This window comes from Tsukamurella sp. 8F (assembly GCF_029167375.1).
GTDB lineage: Bacteria > Actinomycetota > Actinomycetes > Mycobacteriales > Mycobacteriaceae > Tsukamurella.
In genome coordinates this window covers 39,200-53,884 of record NZ_JARFTP010000002.1, presented here as the reverse complement: position 1 = coordinate 53,884, position 14,685 = coordinate 39,200, and the positions used below count along the sequence as shown (strand labels likewise).

Below are 14,685 nucleotides of genomic sequence, written 5' to 3'. Positions count from 1 at the left end.
CTACGCCCGTAGCCGACGCAGAGTCAGTGCGGTGTCGAGGGCGGCGGAGCACGCCTGCTCCCCCTTGTCCTCGGTAGAGCCCGGCAGCCCGGCGCGGTCGAGTGCCTCGGCCTCGGTGTTGGTGGTGAGCACGCCGTTGCCGACGGGAACGCCGGAGTCCAGCGACACCCGCAACAGACCGGCGGTGAGCGCGTCGCAGACGTACTCGAAATGTGGTGTCCCGCCGCGGATCACAACCCCCAGAGCGACGACCGCGTCGTGACTGCGGGCCAGCTCCTGGGCAACGACCGGCAATTCGACCGCACCCGCGACCCGCTCGATCGTCACGGCGCGCACTCCCGCGTCGGCCGCAGTACGCTCGGCACCGGCCAGTAGCGCGGAGCACACGGTGTCATGCCAGCGCGAGCACAGGATCGCGAGTCGCAGGTCCTCGGCACCTGACAGGTCGATCGACGGGACGCCCTCGCCACTCACGCAGTGCCCCCCGGCTCCTCCACCAGCTCGAGGCCGCGCAGGTCGTGCCCCATGCGGTCGCGCTTGGTCTTGAGGTAGTGGATGTTCTCGGCGTTGGCACGCAACGGCATCGGGACGCGCTCGGTGATCTGCAGACCGTAGCCGTCAAGCCCCACACGCTTGGCCGGGTTGTTGGTGAGGAGCCGCATCGACGTGATTCCCAGGTCCACGAGGATCTGGGCTCCCAGACCGTAGTCTCGCGCGTCGGCGGGCAGCCCGAGTTGCAGGTTCGCATCGACCGTGTCCGCGCCTGCGTCCTGCAACTGGTACGCCTGCAGCTTGTGCATCAGACCGATGCCGCGACCCTCGTGCCCGCGCATGTAGAGGATGACGCCGCGGCCCTCCTTCGCGACCATCTCCATCGCGGCGTCGAGCTGCGGACCGCAGTCGCAACGCAGGGACCCGAAGACGTCACCGGTCAGGCACTCGCTGTGCACGCGCACCAGCACGTCCGCGCCGCCGTCCGCGGTCACATCCCCCTTCACCAGCGCGACGTGCTCGACGTCGTCGTGAATGGACGTGTAGCCGACCGCCTGGAAGTCACCGTGCCGGGTCGGGATCCGCGCGGAAGCCACCTGCACGACGTGCTTCTCGTGCTTGCGCCGCCACGCGATGAGATCGGCGATGGAGATCATCGCCAGCCCGTGGTCGTCGGCGAAGACGCGTAGTTCGTCGGTCTGAGCCATGCCGCCGGGGTCCTTCTCGGACACGATCTCGCACAGCACGCCCGCGGGCGCGAGGCCGGCCATCCGGGCCAGGTCGACACCGGCCTCGGTGTGCCCCGGGCGCCGGAGGACTCCCCCCTCCTTTGCGCGCAGCGGGACCACGTGTCCGGGGCGGGTGAAGTCGGTGACCGTCGCCTCGGGGTCGGCAAGTTTGAGCATGGTGGTCGCGCGGTCCGCGGCGGAGATACCGGTCCCGACGCCCTCCACAGCGTCGACCGTGACGGTGTACGCGGTGCCGTGCTTGTCCTGGTTGGTGGAGTACATGGGCGGCAGGCCCAGTCGGTCGCAGGCGTCGCCGTCGAGGGCCACGCAGAGGTAGCCGGACGTGTACCGCACCATGAACGCCACGGTCTCCGGTGTCGCCTTCTCGGCGGCGAAGATGAGGTCGCCCTCGTTCTCGCGGTCCTCGTCGTCGATGACGACGACGGCCTTGCCCGCCGCGATGTCCTCGATAGCCCGCTCGACGGTGTCCAGCCTGGTCATGCGTTGCCGCCCTCCTTCAGTGTGGTCAGACGCTCCACATATTTCGCAATGATGTCGACCTCGAGATTCACGACGGTGCCGGCCGCCGCGGCTCCGAGATTCGTCAGGGACAAGGTCGTCGGGATCAGCGAGATCTCGAACCAGTGCCCCTCGGAGTCGCGCCCGAGGGACGACACGGTAAGGGACACGCCGTCTACGGTGATCGAACCCTTCTCGACGACGTAGCGTGCGAGCGCGTCCGGGAGGGCGATGCGGACGACGGTCCAGTGCTCGGACGGCGTCACGGACCGGATGCTGCCGGTGCCGTCGACGTGCCCCTGCACGATATGCCCACCGAGGCGGGAGTTCACCGACGCGGCGCGCTCGAGGTTCACTCGATCGCCCGCGCCGAGCTTCTCGAGCGAGCTGCGTCGTAGCGACTCCTCCATGACGTCCGCGGTGAAGGCGCCGTCGTCGACCCTCACGACCGTGAGGCATACGCCGTTGACTGCTATCGAGTCTCCGTGCCGGGCATCGGCGGTGACCGTGGGACCGCGCACTGTGAATCGTGCTGCGTCGGGGAGATCCTCCCGGGCGGTGATCACGCCGAGCTCCTCGACGATCCCGGTGAACATCGAATCCTGCTCCTGCCGTCCACTTCCCAGGGCGGCACGACGGCGCGGGATGGGCCCGCGCTGTTCTCTTTCATCCGGACTGTGACCGTCGGCTCCGGGATCGCACCGGAATCTGCTGTCCCCCGATTGACCGGGGCGCTCGCGGGCTCGGCCTCATAGGACCATCACCGCCGGTGGGGAATTGCACCCCGCCCTGAGAACTTCCGCTTCCGAGGTTAGCACCGATACGGACCGCGGCCCACCCGGGTGTTCAGGGCGTCCGGGCGCCCCCTCGGCGACCAGCGTCTTCCCCACGGCTCAACGTGAGCAGAACGTCGTCGCCGAGCCGCTCGACGGAGTCGGTCCGCAACCGTAGTGCGTCGGCGAGCGTGCCGACGGTGGCCGACACGACGGCCGACTGACCTGCGCCCAGCAGCACAGGCGCGATATAGGCCTGGACACGATCGACGAGGCCCGCGTCCACGAACGCCCCGGCCACCGTCGCGCCGCCCTCGACCTGCACGTTCAGTACGTCGGGCAGAGCATCGAGCACGGCTCGGGGATCGTGGCTGCGGACGTGCACGGCATCGCCGATCCGGGCTCCGGCGGGAAGATCGCGCATGCCCAGCACCACCCGCGTCGGCTGATGCGGATGCAGGGCCCCGTCCGGCCGGCGCGCCGTGAGCGCCGGATCGTCGGCGGCGACGGTGCCCGTCCCTACGACGATCGCGTCGAGCTGCGCCCGTTCGACGTGAGCTCGCTCACGTGCCTCCGCACCGGTGATCCACTGCGAGGTCCCGTCCGGGGCCCCGATCCGGCCGTCGACGGTGGCAGCAAGCTTCAACGTGACCATCGGCCGGCCGTTGCGCTGACGGAACAGCCACTCGCGAAGCGGCCATGGTTCGAAGCCCAGGTGCGCGACCTCCACCCCGTGCGTACGCAGGTACTCCGCCCCGCCCGCCGCGACGGGGTTCGGATCGGCGGCGGCGAACGCGACCCTCTCGATTCCGGCCTCGAGCAGCGCGACGGCGCACGGTCCTGTCCGGCCCGTGTGATTGCACGGTTCGAGCGTGACGACGGCGGTGCCGCCCTGGGCGTCGTCGCCGGCTGCACGCAATGCCTCGATCTCGGCATGCGGACCGCCCGCCGGAGCAGTACAGCCCACGCCGGCGACGGTGCCGTCGGCGGCGAGGATCACCGCGCCGACCGGCGGATTGGGCGTGCTCACGCCGCGCGCCGCCACCGAGGCGGCCACGGCCTCCTCGAGCGCCGCGGTGACCTCCGGCGCGTCGACCCAGGAGGTCACTGCCGGGCGGCTGCGAGTGCGCGCAGGCGGCGCACCGCGTCGGCGGGGTCGTCGGCGTTGTAGACGGCGGAGCCGGCGACGAAGCAGTCCACCCCCGCCTCCGCGGCCTGCTCGATGGTGTCGGCGTTGATACCTCCGTCGATCTCGATGACGAGACGCAGCTCGCCGGAATCGACCAGCCTGCGCGCGGCACGTGCCTTTTCCAGGACGTCGGCGATGAAGCTCTGCCCGCCGAATCCGGGCTCGACGCTCATGATCAGCAACGTATCGAAGGACTTGAGGATCTCGATGTACGGATCGAACGCCGTGCCAGGCTTGATCGCCAGCCCGGCCTTGCCGCCTGCGGCGTGGATGTCCTTGGCGACGGCGAGCGGGTCGTCGGTGGCCTCCGCGTGGAAGGTCACGTTGTAGGCGCCGGCCTCCGCGTAGGGCGGGGCCCAGCGGGCCGGGTCGTCGATCATGAGATGACAGTCGAGCGGGATGTCGGTGTGGCCGAGCAGGCTCTGCACCACGGGCAGACCGAGCGTCAGATTGGGCACGAAGTGGTTGTCCATGACGTCGACGTGCACCCAGTCGGCACCCTCCTCGCCCCCGACCACTGCGACCTCGTCGCCGAGACACGCGAAATCCGCGGACAGGATGGACGGGGCGATCATCGGCGCAGACATGGGCAGCAGTTTAGGCGAACGCGACGTGAGCTCATTCACCCGCGTGCGGCGATGGTGTTGATCCCAGTAGTAGACTTTTGTAACATCAGCACCATCAGTAACGCCAACCTGAGCTAGACCTGAGAGGTCGTCATGCGGATCGCACGCCCCATCGCCACCTTCGCCGCCGTCGCCGCGGCGGCGGCCATCGCGGTCGCTCCGGCGCACGCGGACCCTGTCGTTCCGGTCGCCCCGGCCGCACCGGCGGCACCCGCTCCTGCCGCAGCAGCGCAGGCGGCGCCTGCGGCCACCCAGGCGGTGGCTGCCCAGAGTCCCGCAGTCTCGGCCGCCGTGTCACAGGCGTCCCAGAACCCGGCGCTCGCCCAGGTCGCCCAGAATCCCGCCGTCGCACAGGCGGTAGCGCAGGCGTCGCAGAACCCGGCGATCGCGCAGGTCGCCGGAGGCCAGGACCCGAGCGCCCTGCTGACCCAGCTGAGCCAGAACCCCGAGTTCCAGAAGATCGTCGCGTCCGGCAAGCTGCCGACCACCGACGTCGCGACGCTCATCAAGATGTTCAGCTCGTCGGCGCAGACGTCGCAGCCCGCGGCCACCTCCGACGAGCCGCTCGCGTTCCCGGTCACCGGAAAGATCGGCGACGCGTTCAAGGCCGACGGCGGCCTGGCACGGTACGGCCAGCCGACCGGCACCGAGAAGTCGCTCGCAGGCGGTTGGAAGCAGCAGGAGTTCACGGACGGCACGATCTTCTGGAACGCGAAGGTGAACGGAGGCAAGGCGGCCGGCGTTGGCGGCGATATCGCCAAGGCCTGGCAGAAGGCGGGCGGCGCCAAGGGCCCTCTGGGCTACCCGGTCATGAGCGAGATGCAGATCGGCAACCCGGTCGTCGGCGCATACAACGACTTCCAGCACGGCTCGATCTACTGGTCGCCGCAGCACGGCGCGCACGTCGTCACCGGGAAGGTACGCGACCAGTTCGTCGCCAAGGGCGGTGCCAACGGCCTGGGCTACCCGGTGTCCGACCAGAAGAAGATCGCCGGAGGCCTCGAGCAGCAGTTCGACAAGGGCACCGTCACCATCAAGGGCTGAGAACGACCCGATGAACGGCCCGCACCGGGAAATCCGCGTGCGGGCCGCTTCGCGTCTCGGCTACCGTCCGACGATGGCAGCACCGCACCCGCTACCGCCCCGCCTCGATCTCGGCGATGTGATCCTGCGCCGATTCCGCACCGAAGACGCCGAAGAGCTCCGCGATGCGGTCGCCGCATCGTATGACGAATTACACCCCTGGATGCCGTGGGCTTCCGCACCCCCGAATCTCGAGGACCAGCGCGAGTTCATCGATCGAATGTCGCAATGGCCCTCTCCCGGAGGCTCGTTCGCATACGGGATCTTCTCAGCCGGAAAGGTGTCGGGCGTGGTCGGCATCGAGGACCGTGTCGGTCCGGGCGCCCTGGAGATCGGATACTGGCGTCGTACAGGCGCGGGAGGCCGTGGCATCGTGACCCGCGCAGCCGGTGCGGTGACCGCCGAGTGCCTGCGGCTTCCGGCCATCGGTAGAGTCGAGATCCATTGCGATGCAAGCAACATGGCGAGCGCTGCCGTCGCGCGGCGACTCGGCTACCGCCTGGACCGCCTGGAGTCGCGGCAACCCTCGGCACCGAGCGAATCCGACGTGATGCAGATCTGGGTCGCCGAGACGGCACCGCCGCACGTGCCGGCCTGACCGGCCACCGCCCCGAACCGGACGCCGAGGGCGAGGCGGACCCGAACACGGCGTCGGGGACGCCCGCAACAACCATTCACGGCGACACCCCCGGCGATGCCCCGACGAACCTCGTCAGCAGCGCCCTGAGTTGCACGCGCTCGCCCGCGTCGAACCCGTCGAGCAGGTCATCGGCGACGCGGGCGGCGATCGCCGAGGCGGCCGCGAAGGTCTCCGCCCCCGACGCCGTGAGCGTGACCGGAAGCGCCCGGCGGTCGGCGGGATCGGCACCCCGCTCGACCAGCCCGCGGGACTCCAGGTCGTCGATCATGCGGACCATCGCCGATTTCTCCGCGCCCAGGTGCTCGACCAGCCGAGCCTGACTGGTCGACCCCAGTCGGTCCAGCGCCATCAGTACGGCGAAATGCCGCCCCTGGATCTCGAGTGACACCAACGCCCTGTTGAAGGCGTCGGCCGCATGACGGTGTGCCCGCTGCAGGAGCGGCCCGATGATGTAGTTCGGGGCGTCGTCGCTGGTAGCCATGGCGGGAGATTACCTCTTTCGATATAGTCTCGTTTGAGATATTCTCACTCAATACATATTGATACGGAGATGACCATGCGCGAATCCATCGCCACCCCTGCGCCGGCGCGAGCGGGGCGAGCACTGCTCGTCGTCGTCGCGATCGCGACCGTCGTGCTGCCGGTCCTGCTCGACGGAGTGATCCTGCGCGGCGCGCATATGGACAACCCCGCGTGGCTGCCGCACGCCAAGCTGCACACCGCGATGGCCTTCTTCGCGGGCGCCGCGCTAGGAATCGGCGCGCTCATATGCCTCGTGGCACGCCCGGTGACCGACCGTTTCGCCATGACGGTCGGCGGCTATCTCGCGGGGGCGTTCTGGATCTCGGTGCTCGCGGCAGGATGTTGGCCGGGGACGTCGTACTTCTTCGTCGACGACCCCGTATACAGCCATCCATTACAGCGTCCGGAGACGCTCGGCATGCCCAACAACGTCGCGACGGCCGTACTCATGATCGTTCTCGTCGCCCTCGGCCTCGCCCCGATCCTGATGCGGCGCAGGACGACTGAGCCCCATACGAAGGCGATGCCTCAGGACAGGGAGTCGTCGTAGCCTGCCGTCATGGGGCCGCCGGCGTCGCCGGTGTTGACCACACCCACGGGCTCGACGAGCAGCGCGTGCACCTCGCCGCTCCCCGCCACCGGGCAGTGCTCGACCCCTTTGGGCACCACGAACAATTGGCCGGGCCCCAGGCGGACGTCACCGTCGCGCATCCGGATGGTCAGGTCACCCGCCACGACGAGGAAGAGCTCGTCGGTGTCGTCGTGCTTGTGCCATACGAACTCGCCTTCGAGCTTCACGACCTTGATCTCGTAGTCGTTCAGCCTGGCCACAACCTTGGGTGACCATCGCTCCGTGAACGCCGCCAGCTTCCCGGCCACGTCTATCGCATCGTGCACCACACCCCGAGTGTGGCACAGATGCGGCCTGGTTCACACGCGCCGGAACGCCTGCAGGAACATCGCGTCCGTGCCGTGCAGGTGGGGCCATAGCTGCACGTGAGTCCCGTTCTCGGGCAACGGGCTGAGCACCGTGGATGGGACGAGCGGCCGGGTGTCGACGGGCTCGAGCCGCCCGTCGGCCGCAACGGCATCGACGACGTCCACGGTCTCGGCGACGTGTGGCGAGCAGGTCGAGTACAGCACCACCCCACCGGGGCGCGCGAGATCGGCTGCGGCCGAGATCAGTTCGTGCTGTAACAGCACCAGATCGGCGATATCGGCAGGCTTCTTGCGCCAGCGCGCCTCAGGCCGCCTGCGTAGGGCGCCGATGCCGGAACACGGCGCGTCGACGAGTACGCGGTCATACCCGGGCTCCAGACCGGACGCCCTGCCGTCGACGGCATGCACTGTCACAGGCTGCCCGGATACAGCCTTCCGGACGAGTTCTGCACGGTGCACGGAGGGCTCGACGGCGTCGACGGCGGCACCGTCGACGGCGGCAAGCGCGCCCAGTAGAGCGGCCTTGCCTCCCGGTCCGGCGCACAGGTCGAGCCATCGACCACCGTCGGATTCGAGCGGCGCGACCGCCAGCGCGCGGGCGACGAGCTGCGAGCCCTCGTCCTGCACCCCCGCGAGCCCGTCGCGCACGACATCGAGCGCACCCGGATCTCCGCCGGGCAGGTAGACGGCATACGGCGAGAACCGGCCCTCCTCGCCGCCCGTCACGAGCGCGAGTTCCTCTGCTGTGATGGCACCGGGGCGGGCTACGAGGTGCACGTCGGGCCGGGCATCGTCCTCGGCGAGCAGGCGCTGAAGCTGGCCCATCGATCGTATACCGTTGCGTTGCAAAGAATCCCAGAACGCCTCGGCGATCCATCGGGGATGCGCATACTGCATCGCCAGATGGCCGATGAGGTCGTCCGACGCCGCAGGGGCGACGCGCGCGACCCAGGTATCGGCGTCGTCACGAGCGATCCGCCGCAGCACGGCGTTCGCGAAACCCGCTGCCCCCTTGGAGGGTCCGCTCTTGACGGCGTCGACAGTGGTGGAGACGGCGGCATGATCGCCGACCCGCGTGCGCAACAGCTGATAGGTGCCCAGTCGCAGGGCGTCCAGCACGGGCGGGTCGATCGCGTCGACGGCGCGTCCAGAGGCAGAGGCGATGACTTCGTCCAGTAGGCCCTGCGCCCGGCAGGTGCCGTAGGCCAGCTCAGTGGCGAAAGCGGCGTCGCGGCCGCTGATCCGGCGCTCACGCAGCAGGCCCGGCAGCACCAGGTTCGCGTAGGCACCCTTCTCCCGCACAGCGCCGAGGGTCTCGAGCGCGGCGGCCCGCGGAGCGTCGATCACTCCCCCACCTCCACTCGGATTCCGGACTCCAGGCGCGCTCCGCGAGCCCAGTCGGCCGCGGCCATCGCCTTCTTCCCCGGTGGCTGGACAGTGCCTAGACGTACGGGGTCGCTCGCCGTCCCGACGAGCACCTCTCGCTTCGTCACGCGTAACTCGCCCGGGGCCAGCGGCTCACCGGACCTCGGCACCCGCGCGACCGGGCCGAGCTTGACCCGGACCCCGCCGACCACCGCCCATGCACCGGGCGCGTCCGTCATCGCCCTGATGTGGCGGTCGACGGCTGCAGCCGGCCGGGTGAAGTCCGCACGCGCACCGTCGACCGTGATCTTGGGTGCGTAGGACACGCCGTCCTCGGGCTGCCGGACCGCCGCGAGCGCGCCGGCCTCGAGGCCGTCGACGGTGCGCACGAGCAACTCCGCCCCCGCGTCCGCCAGGCGGGCGAGCAGAACCGTCGCGGTGTCGTCAGGACGCACCGTCTCGGTCATGACGCCGAGTACCGGACCGGTGTCGAGTCCCTCCTCGATCCGGAACGTGGACGCACCGGTGATCTCGTCACCCGCCTCGATCGCGGCCTGGACGGGCGCGGCGCCGCGCCACGCGGGCAGGAGCGAGAAGTGCAGGTTGACCCAGCCATGGGGAGGAACGTCTAGTAGAGCCTTAGGAACAATGGCGCCGTACGCGACGACCGGCGCACAGTCCGGGGCGAGTTCCGATATGCGCGAGATCGCCTCCTCATCGCGCAGCGAGCGTGGAGTGAGTACCTCGATGCCGTGCTCGTCGGCGACCGCCGCGACGGCAGACCGGCTCGTGCCGCGTCCACGGCCCGAACGCGCGTCCGGCCGGGTGAGCACGGCGACGACATCGTGGTCCGATTCGAGCAGCGCGCGCAGCGCCGGGACGGCGGGTTCCGGAGTCCCTGCGAAGAGCAGCCGCATCAGGCCCCGACCGCCTGGCCGCCCGTGAACCACGGCGAACTGCGGATAGTTCGCATCGCGGCCTTCCGCACCTCCGGATCCAGGCGGGACAGGAACAGCACACCGTCCAGGTGATCCGTCTCGTGCTGGATGCACCTGGCGAGGATCTCGGTCCCTTCGACGGTGATGGGCTCGCCCGTCACGTCGAACCCGTCGGCGACCACATCCATGTGCCGCGTGCAGTCCTCCCGGATATCCGGAATCGACAGGCAACCCTCCGGCCCTGTCTGCATCTCGTCCCCGACCGCGCGCCACACCGGGTTGACGATGTGGCCCGAGCGCCCGCCGCACTCGTAGACGAACACACGACGCGACACGCCGACCTGCGGCGCGGCGAGACCGGCACCGTGGTTCGCGCGCATCGTCTCCATCATGTCGTCGACCAGACGGGCGAGGTCACCGTCGAAGCTGGTCACCTCGTCCGCAGGGGTGCGCAGGACGGGATCCGGGTACATGCGGATGGGTAGAACGGTCATCAGGCCATTATCCTAGAGGCTCGTCACACTGCGCACGCGCCTGAGCTCAGGCGACCGTTCCGGCGTGTATGTTGTGGGGCGTTCTCGCGCCGGGTGGCGCGATTCCCACACGACCCGAGAGCGAGGCCCGGTGCAGCGAGCGCGACTCCGCGTGCTGATGACGCTAGGCCTGGCGACAGCGATCACGCTCACCGCATGCGGCCCGGTCACCGATGATCACCGCACGAGTTCGACGACGCACACGGCGGCTCCGCGCGCGACCGAGGACGACGAGGTCGAGGGCAACCCGTCGGTGCCACCCACGGTGACCGGCTCGGTCCCGATCCCACAGCCCATTCGTCTGCAGTACCCCGTTCCCGGCGGCGTCGGCGATCCGAACCAGAACATCGGCGATCTCTACCTACCCTCGGGTGTCGGCGGCCCGGTCCCCGTGGTGGTGCTGCTGCACGGCGGCGGCTGGCGCGTCCCCGCGAGCTACAAGGCCATGTCCAGCATGGCCCGGTCCCTGGTGTCGCACGGCGTCGCTGTGTGGAACGTCGAATACCGGCGCATCGGCGCGGGCGGCGGCTACCCCACCACGCTCACCGACACCGCCGCGGCGATCGACTATCTACAGACCATCAAGGCACAGATCGCCCCCGCGATCGACCTCGACGACGTCGTGATCTCCGGGCACTCCGCGGGTGGCCAGCTCGCCGTGTGGGCCGCGGCCCGCGAGATGCTCACACCCGGCGCTATGGGCTCGGTCCCCGCCGTACGTCCCGCGGCGATCGTTGCGACCGCAGGCGTCCTCGACATGCGGGTCGCCGTGGCCGACGGCAACAGGCACACTCGCGAGTTCCTCGGCGACCCCGAGAAGAATCCGCAGAACTACGCCGTCGCGAACCCGATTCAGAACATCAACCCCGCGGTGCCCGTGACATGCTTCAACGGGACCCGGGACAGCGTGGTACGCGCGCACGAGTGCACGCGTTTCATCTCCGCCCTGAAGTCCGACGGCGGCGTCGGCCGCGCGGTCCTGCTTCCCGGCGCCGGTCACAACGTGTACTCGCCGAGCAACCCGTACTGGCCGCAGGTACAGAACGCGATCCTCGACTACGTCGACGACTTCCGTTCCGCGCCCAGCACGAGCACACCGGGCAGCACCACCGCGACGAAGCCCCGTGAGCACCTCACGCAGAACTCGGTGCCGACGCGCGAGGCGAACCCGGTACTCGCCGCCCCGGGACCGCGCGGAACGATCACCGCGCCGGTCGGCTGACACGGGCGGCTAGATCAGCCGCTGCGCGCCACGCCCCGCGCTGACTCTCCGCACCGTGGGCCGCGGGTGTCCCAGGCTCTCGATGATGCCGGGCAGCTCCGCCTCGATCCGCTCGGTCGCCCCGGCAGGGGCGAAGGCGACCACCGAACCACCGAAGCCGCCGCCTGTCATGCGGGCGCCGTAGGCTCCCAGATCCACTGCCGCGGAGGCGATCCTGTCGATCGACGGAATCGTGATCTCGAAGTCGTCCCGCATCGACGCGTGCGAGTCGCTCATCAGCGCGCCCAGCTTCTCGAAGTCGCTACCACGCAGAGCGTCAGCCGCCTCGAGCACCCGCACGTTCTCCGTGAGGATATGCCGGGCTCGCCGCCGCACGACGTCGTCGCTGAGACGCCGCCACGAGTCCACGCCCAGGACGTCACCCACGGCGCGCAGCGAGTCCGCCCCGAGCTCCGCCGCCGCGGCCTCGCACGCCTCACGGCGCTGCCTGTACTCCCCCGCCGCATGCCTATGCGGCGCACGGGAATCGATGATCAGAACGTGCACACCGTCGCCCGACGGAACCGGAACGGGCCGCACGTCGAGCGTCAGGAAGTCGATGAGCAGAGCGGTGTCCGGTGCACCGTAGAGGCTGGCGAGTTGGTCGAGCAGACCGGTGGGCGCGCCGACGTACTCGTTCTCGGCGCGCTGGGCGAGCCTCGCCACCGCGTGTCGGTCGTCCACATCCGGGACGAGCGCCAGCAACGCTGCACATTCGAGGGCAGCGGACGACGAGAGACCTGCTCCCACAGGTACATCGGAGGCAACCCTCACCCGTCCGCCGCCCACCGGATGCCCGGCGTCACGCAGCACCCAGAGGCAACCTGCGACATATGCGCCCCAGCCTGTCACGCCGCCCGGCACGGTATCCGTCGGGATCATTGCAACGTCCGGCTCGTCGGCGGAGGAAGCGACGAGATCGCCCGGCCCCGGGTCGTATTCGACGGTCGTACCGACCTGCAGCGCTATAGGCAGGGCGTAACCGAGGTTGTAGTCGGTGTGCTCGCCGATCAGGTTGACGCGACCCGGCGCGTAGGCGCGACGGGTCATACCGTCACCACGGCCTCGATAGCCACCCGCAGCTCGGCCGCGACCTGCTCCGGGGTCTTGTCGGTGACGAATGCGTCCCGCCCGGACTCGGACCCGGCGAGGTACTTGAGCTTGTCGGCGCTGCGACGCACCGAGAACAGCTCGGCGTGCAGGTAGCCCTCGTCCGCGCTCGCTCGGTACTGGTGCCACGACGCGATGTACGGCAGCGGGTCGCCGTACAGGCCGTCGTATCCGCGGAGCACGGTCAGGTACACACGCGCCAGATCATCCGCCTCGGCGTCGCTGAGTTCGGTCAGGTTGCGGCAGTGACGATTCGGGTAGACGTGCACCTCAGCCGGCCATCGGGCGGCGAACGGCACGAACGCCGTGGTGTGTTCGGTTCGCACGAGGACCCTTGTGCCCGGATCGGTCTCGTACTGCAGGATCGACTCCCACAGGTCGGTGCCGGTCGCGGCGCGATGCTGGGCCGCCGCACGCAGCATCGTCTGAGTGCGATGCGTTCGGTACGGATACGCATAGATCTGCCCGTGCGGATGTGTGAGGGTGACACCGATCTCCTCGCCGCGATTCTCGAAGCAGTACACCTCCTCGACGCCGTCCCGGGCGAGCAGATCGGCCGTGCGCTGAGCCCACACATCGACCACGAGTCGGGCACGTTCGGGCGAGAGGGACGAGAAGGCGCCATCGTGGTCACTGGTGAAGCACACGACCTCGCAGCGGCCGTACCCCGGGGCCTCGCTGCCGGATGCGCGGTCGCCCGGAAGCGTGAAACCCGATCCGGCACGCGCGGTGGACAGTGACGGAAAGCGATTCTCGAACACCGCGACGTGGTAGTCCTCGGCAGGTACCTCACTGGAGAGACCGGCCGGGTCCGGGCACAGGGGGCACATCCGGCGTGGGGGCTTGTACGTCCGCTGCTGGCGCGCAGGCGCCGTCATCACCCAGTCGTCGGTCTGCATGTCGTAGCGGACGCCGGTAGGACTCTCGGAGGGCCGGTGCGGCAGATCGCGATGGTCGACCCCGGGCCGGGTCGGCGCGTCCCCCGGACCGTCGAAGAACATCATCTCGCGGCCGTCTGCGAGGGTGGCTCGAATCGGCTGTGGCAGAGCCCTGCTCACGTCATTCCTCCTCGCGGCCGGTGTCGGCGACCGTCAGTTCGATACGGCGCGCGAGCTCCGTGCGCCGCGCGGGGGTGAGACCGGCGTCCGTGACCAGCTTGTCGACGCGCCCGAACTCGGCGAACAGGTGCGCGCCGATCTCCCCGTACTTGGTGTGATCGGCCAGCAGCACCGTGGCACGGGATGTGCCGATGATCCGCCGATTCGTCTCGGCCTCACCGATATTCGGCGTCGTGAAGCCCGCATAGGGGTCTATGCCGTGGGTGCCGAGGAACGCCAGGTCCGTGCGGAAGCGCTCGAGGGCCGCGTTGGCGACCGGCCCGACGAGTGCATCCGACGGTGTCCGCTGACCGCCGGTCAGCTGCACCGCGCCCGCGCCTCCGCGGAGGTCTGGCAGCCCATCGTCGCGGTCGGTGAGCGCATGGAAGATCGACACCGAGTTCGTGACGACGGAGACATCGCGCCCGCGCAGGCGGCGAGCGAGCTCGAGCGTCGTCGTACCCGCGCCGATGGCCAGCGTCATGCCGTCGGATACCAGTCCGAGGGCAGCGTCGGCGATGGCCCGCTTCTCATGTGTCTCCCTCCCGGCCTTATGTGCGGAGTAGGGCTCCGCCCCGCGGACCCCCGGCTCACCGCCGGCGCGCACCGCGCCGCCATGCACCTTGGTCACCTCGCCGTCGGCCTCGAGCTGGTCCAGGTCGCGGCGGATCGTCATCTCGGAGACATCGAGCTCGGCGGCGAGATCGGTCACCCGCACAGCACCCCGGGTCACCACCGCCGCTAGCACGCGTCCACGTCGCTCGGCTGCAAGCACGCCACGAAATCTACCAAACTCGAACACGTTGGACGGACAATCATGCGATTTGCTGGTGCATTTCTGTTCGACAATGTTAGATTCCGTTACACCTG

Annotated in this window: 17 protein-coding genes and 1 riboswitch; of the genes, 4 read left to right on the top strand and 13 right to left on the bottom strand. The window is 69.4% G+C overall.

Annotated features, from left to right (window positions below):
• The 5 genes from ribH to rpe all read right to left on the bottom strand — a co-directional run bounded on the left by ribH (position 1) and on the right by rpe (position 4,288).
• Entirely contained in the window at positions 1-474 is a 474-nt protein-coding gene (gene ribH / locus P0W64_RS01715; RefSeq protein ID WP_275478329.1) for a 6,7-dimethyl-8-ribityllumazine synthase, read from the bottom strand.
• Positions 471-1,721: a bifunctional 3,4-dihydroxy-2-butanone-4-phosphate synthase/GTP cyclohydrolase II gene (locus tag P0W64_RS01710; RefSeq protein ID WP_275478328.1), complete on the bottom strand. Its 1,251-nt coding sequence runs from the start codon at positions 1,719-1,721 to the stop codon at positions 471-473. The genes ribH and P0W64_RS01710 overlap by 4 nt, the downstream gene beginning before the upstream one ends.
• Positions 1,718-2,335 carry a riboflavin synthase gene (locus tag P0W64_RS01705; RefSeq protein ID WP_275478327.1) on the bottom strand — a complete coding sequence of 206 codons (618 nt, stop codon included), beginning with the start codon at positions 2,333-2,335 and terminating at the stop codon, positions 1,718-1,720. The genes P0W64_RS01710 and P0W64_RS01705 overlap by 4 nt, the downstream gene beginning before the upstream one ends.
• A 58-nt stretch (positions 2,336-2,393) precedes the next feature.
• Positions 2,394-2,540: riboswitch (FMN riboswitch) on the bottom strand.
• A 45-nt stretch (positions 2,541-2,585) separates the two neighbouring features.
• Complete coding sequence (gene ribD / locus P0W64_RS01700) at positions 2,586-3,620, bottom strand: bifunctional diaminohydroxyphosphoribosylaminopyrimidine deaminase/5-amino-6-(5-phosphoribosylamino)uracil reductase RibD (RefSeq protein ID WP_275478326.1); 1,035 nt, start codon at positions 3,618-3,620, stop codon at positions 2,586-2,588.
• Complete coding sequence (gene rpe / locus P0W64_RS01695; RefSeq protein ID WP_275478325.1) at positions 3,617-4,288, bottom strand: ribulose-phosphate 3-epimerase; 672 nt, start codon at positions 4,286-4,288, stop codon at positions 3,617-3,619. Before rpe ends, ribD begins: the two co-directional genes overlap by 4 nt.
• Positions 4,289-4,420: 132 nt before the next feature.
• Here rpe and P0W64_RS01690 point away from each other — a divergent pair, with 132 nt between their 5' ends.
• A complete protein-coding gene (locus tag P0W64_RS01690) occupies positions 4,421-5,371 on the top strand; it encodes a hypothetical protein (RefSeq protein ID WP_275478324.1) in 951 nt (316 codons plus the stop codon).
• A 73-nt stretch (positions 5,372-5,444) separates the two neighbouring features.
• Positions 5,445-6,008: a GNAT family N-acetyltransferase gene (locus P0W64_RS01685; protein WP_275478323.1), complete on the top strand. Its 564-nt coding sequence runs from the start codon at positions 5,445-5,447 to the stop codon at positions 6,006-6,008.
• 76 nt (positions 6,009-6,084) lie between these two features.
• Here P0W64_RS01685 and P0W64_RS01680 read toward each other — a convergent pair whose 3' ends face one another.
• The gene (locus P0W64_RS01680; RefSeq protein ID WP_275478322.1) at positions 6,085-6,531 is read right to left on the bottom strand and encodes a MarR family transcriptional regulator; all 447 of its coding nucleotides are present in this window, start codon (positions 6,529-6,531) and stop codon (positions 6,085-6,087) included.
• Between the two features lie 69 nt (positions 6,532-6,600).
• On the opposite strand from P0W64_RS01680, the gene P0W64_RS01675 reads away from it, so the two are divergent.
• The gene (locus P0W64_RS01675) at positions 6,601-7,122 is read left to right on the top strand and encodes a hypothetical protein (protein WP_275478321.1); all 522 of its coding nucleotides are present in this window, start codon (positions 6,601-6,603) and stop codon (positions 7,120-7,122) included.
• Here P0W64_RS01675 and P0W64_RS01670 read toward each other — a convergent pair.
• The 4 genes from P0W64_RS01670 to def are packed head-to-tail and all read right to left on the bottom strand — an operon-like array spanning position 7,101 to position 10,308.
• On the bottom strand, positions 7,101-7,472 hold the full coding sequence (locus P0W64_RS01670) for a cupin domain-containing protein (protein WP_275478320.1): 372 nt from the start codon (positions 7,470-7,472) through the stop codon (positions 7,101-7,103). The genes P0W64_RS01675 and P0W64_RS01670 overlap by 22 nt on opposite strands.
• A 30-nt stretch (positions 7,473-7,502) precedes the next feature.
• A complete protein-coding gene (locus P0W64_RS01665) occupies positions 7,503-8,858 on the bottom strand; it encodes a transcription antitermination factor NusB (RefSeq protein ID WP_275478319.1) in 1,356 nt (451 codons plus the stop codon).
• A complete protein-coding gene (gene fmt / locus P0W64_RS01660; RefSeq protein ID WP_275478318.1) occupies positions 8,855-9,793 on the bottom strand; it encodes a methionyl-tRNA formyltransferase in 939 nt (312 codons plus the stop codon). The genes P0W64_RS01665 and fmt overlap by 4 nt, the downstream gene beginning before the upstream one ends.
• The gene (gene def, locus P0W64_RS01655) at positions 9,793-10,308 is read right to left on the bottom strand and encodes a peptide deformylase (protein WP_275478317.1); all 516 of its coding nucleotides are present in this window, start codon (positions 10,306-10,308) and stop codon (positions 9,793-9,795) included. The genes fmt and def overlap by 1 nt, the downstream gene beginning before the upstream one ends.
• A 130-nt stretch (positions 10,309-10,438) precedes the next feature.
• On the opposite strand from def, the gene P0W64_RS01650 reads away from it, so the two are divergent.
• Positions 10,439-11,569: an alpha/beta fold hydrolase gene (locus P0W64_RS01650; protein WP_275478316.1), complete on the top strand. Its 1,131-nt coding sequence runs from the start codon at positions 10,439-10,441 to the stop codon at positions 11,567-11,569.
• A 9-nt stretch (positions 11,570-11,578) separates the two neighbouring features.
• Here the strand turns inward: P0W64_RS01650 and galK are convergent, their stop codons facing one another.
• Genes galK through P0W64_RS01635 form a run of 3 tightly spaced genes read right to left on the bottom strand, consistent with a single transcriptional unit; the run spans position 11,579 to position 14,590 of the window.
• The gene (gene galK / locus P0W64_RS01645) at positions 11,579-12,658 is read right to left on the bottom strand and encodes a galactokinase (protein ID WP_275478315.1); all 1,080 of its coding nucleotides are present in this window, start codon (positions 12,656-12,658) and stop codon (positions 11,579-11,581) included.
• The gene (gene galT, locus P0W64_RS01640; protein ID WP_275478522.1) at positions 12,655-13,722 is read right to left on the bottom strand and encodes a galactose-1-phosphate uridylyltransferase; all 1,068 of its coding nucleotides are present in this window, start codon (positions 13,720-13,722) and stop codon (positions 12,655-12,657) included. Before galT ends, galK begins: the two co-directional genes overlap by 4 nt.
• Before the next feature lie 55 nt (positions 13,723-13,777).
• Positions 13,778-14,590, bottom strand: a complete 813-nt coding sequence (locus P0W64_RS01635; protein WP_275478314.1) for a DeoR/GlpR family DNA-binding transcription regulator — start codon at positions 14,588-14,590, stop codon at positions 13,778-13,780.
• Between the last annotated feature and the right edge of the window lie 95 nt (positions 14,591-14,685).

Bases quoted from the DNA above. Each gene is read 5' to 3' on its own strand.
- P0W64_RS01710 (WP_275478328.1), bottom strand. From the start codon at position 1,721: ATGACCAGGCTGGACACCGTCGAGCGGGCTATCGAGGACATCGCGGCG.
- P0W64_RS01705 (WP_275478327.1), bottom strand. From the start codon at position 2,335: ATGTTCACCGGGATCGTCGAGGAGCTCGGCGTGATCACCGCCCGGGAG.
- rpe (WP_275478325.1), bottom strand. From the start codon at position 4,288: ATGTCTGCGCCGATGATCGCCCCGTCCATCCTGTCCGCGGATTTCGCG.
- P0W64_RS01690 (WP_275478324.1), top strand. From the start codon at position 4,421: ATGCGGATCGCACGCCCCATCGCCACCTTCGCCGCCGTCGCCGCGGCG.
- P0W64_RS01685 (WP_275478323.1), top strand. From the start codon at position 5,445: ATGGCAGCACCGCACCCGCTACCGCCCCGCCTCGATCTCGGCGATGTG.
- P0W64_RS01680 (WP_275478322.1), bottom strand. From the start codon at position 6,531: ATGGCTACCAGCGACGACGCCCCGAACTACATCATCGGGCCGCTCCTG.
- P0W64_RS01675 (WP_275478321.1), top strand. From the start codon at position 6,601: ATGACCATGCGCGAATCCATCGCCACCCCTGCGCCGGCGCGAGCGGGG.
- fmt (WP_275478318.1), bottom strand. From the start codon at position 9,793: ATGCGGCTGCTCTTCGCAGGGACTCCGGAACCCGCCGTCCCGGCGCTG.
- def (WP_275478317.1), bottom strand. From the start codon at position 10,308: ATGACCGTTCTACCCATCCGCATGTACCCGGATCCCGTCCTGCGCACC.
- galK (WP_275478315.1), bottom strand. From the start codon at position 12,658: ATGACCCGTCGCGCCTACGCGCCGGGTCGCGTCAACCTGATCGGCGAG.
- galT (WP_275478522.1), bottom strand. From the start codon at position 13,722: ATGATGTTCTTCGACGGTCCGGGGGACGCGCCGACCCGGCCCGGGGTC.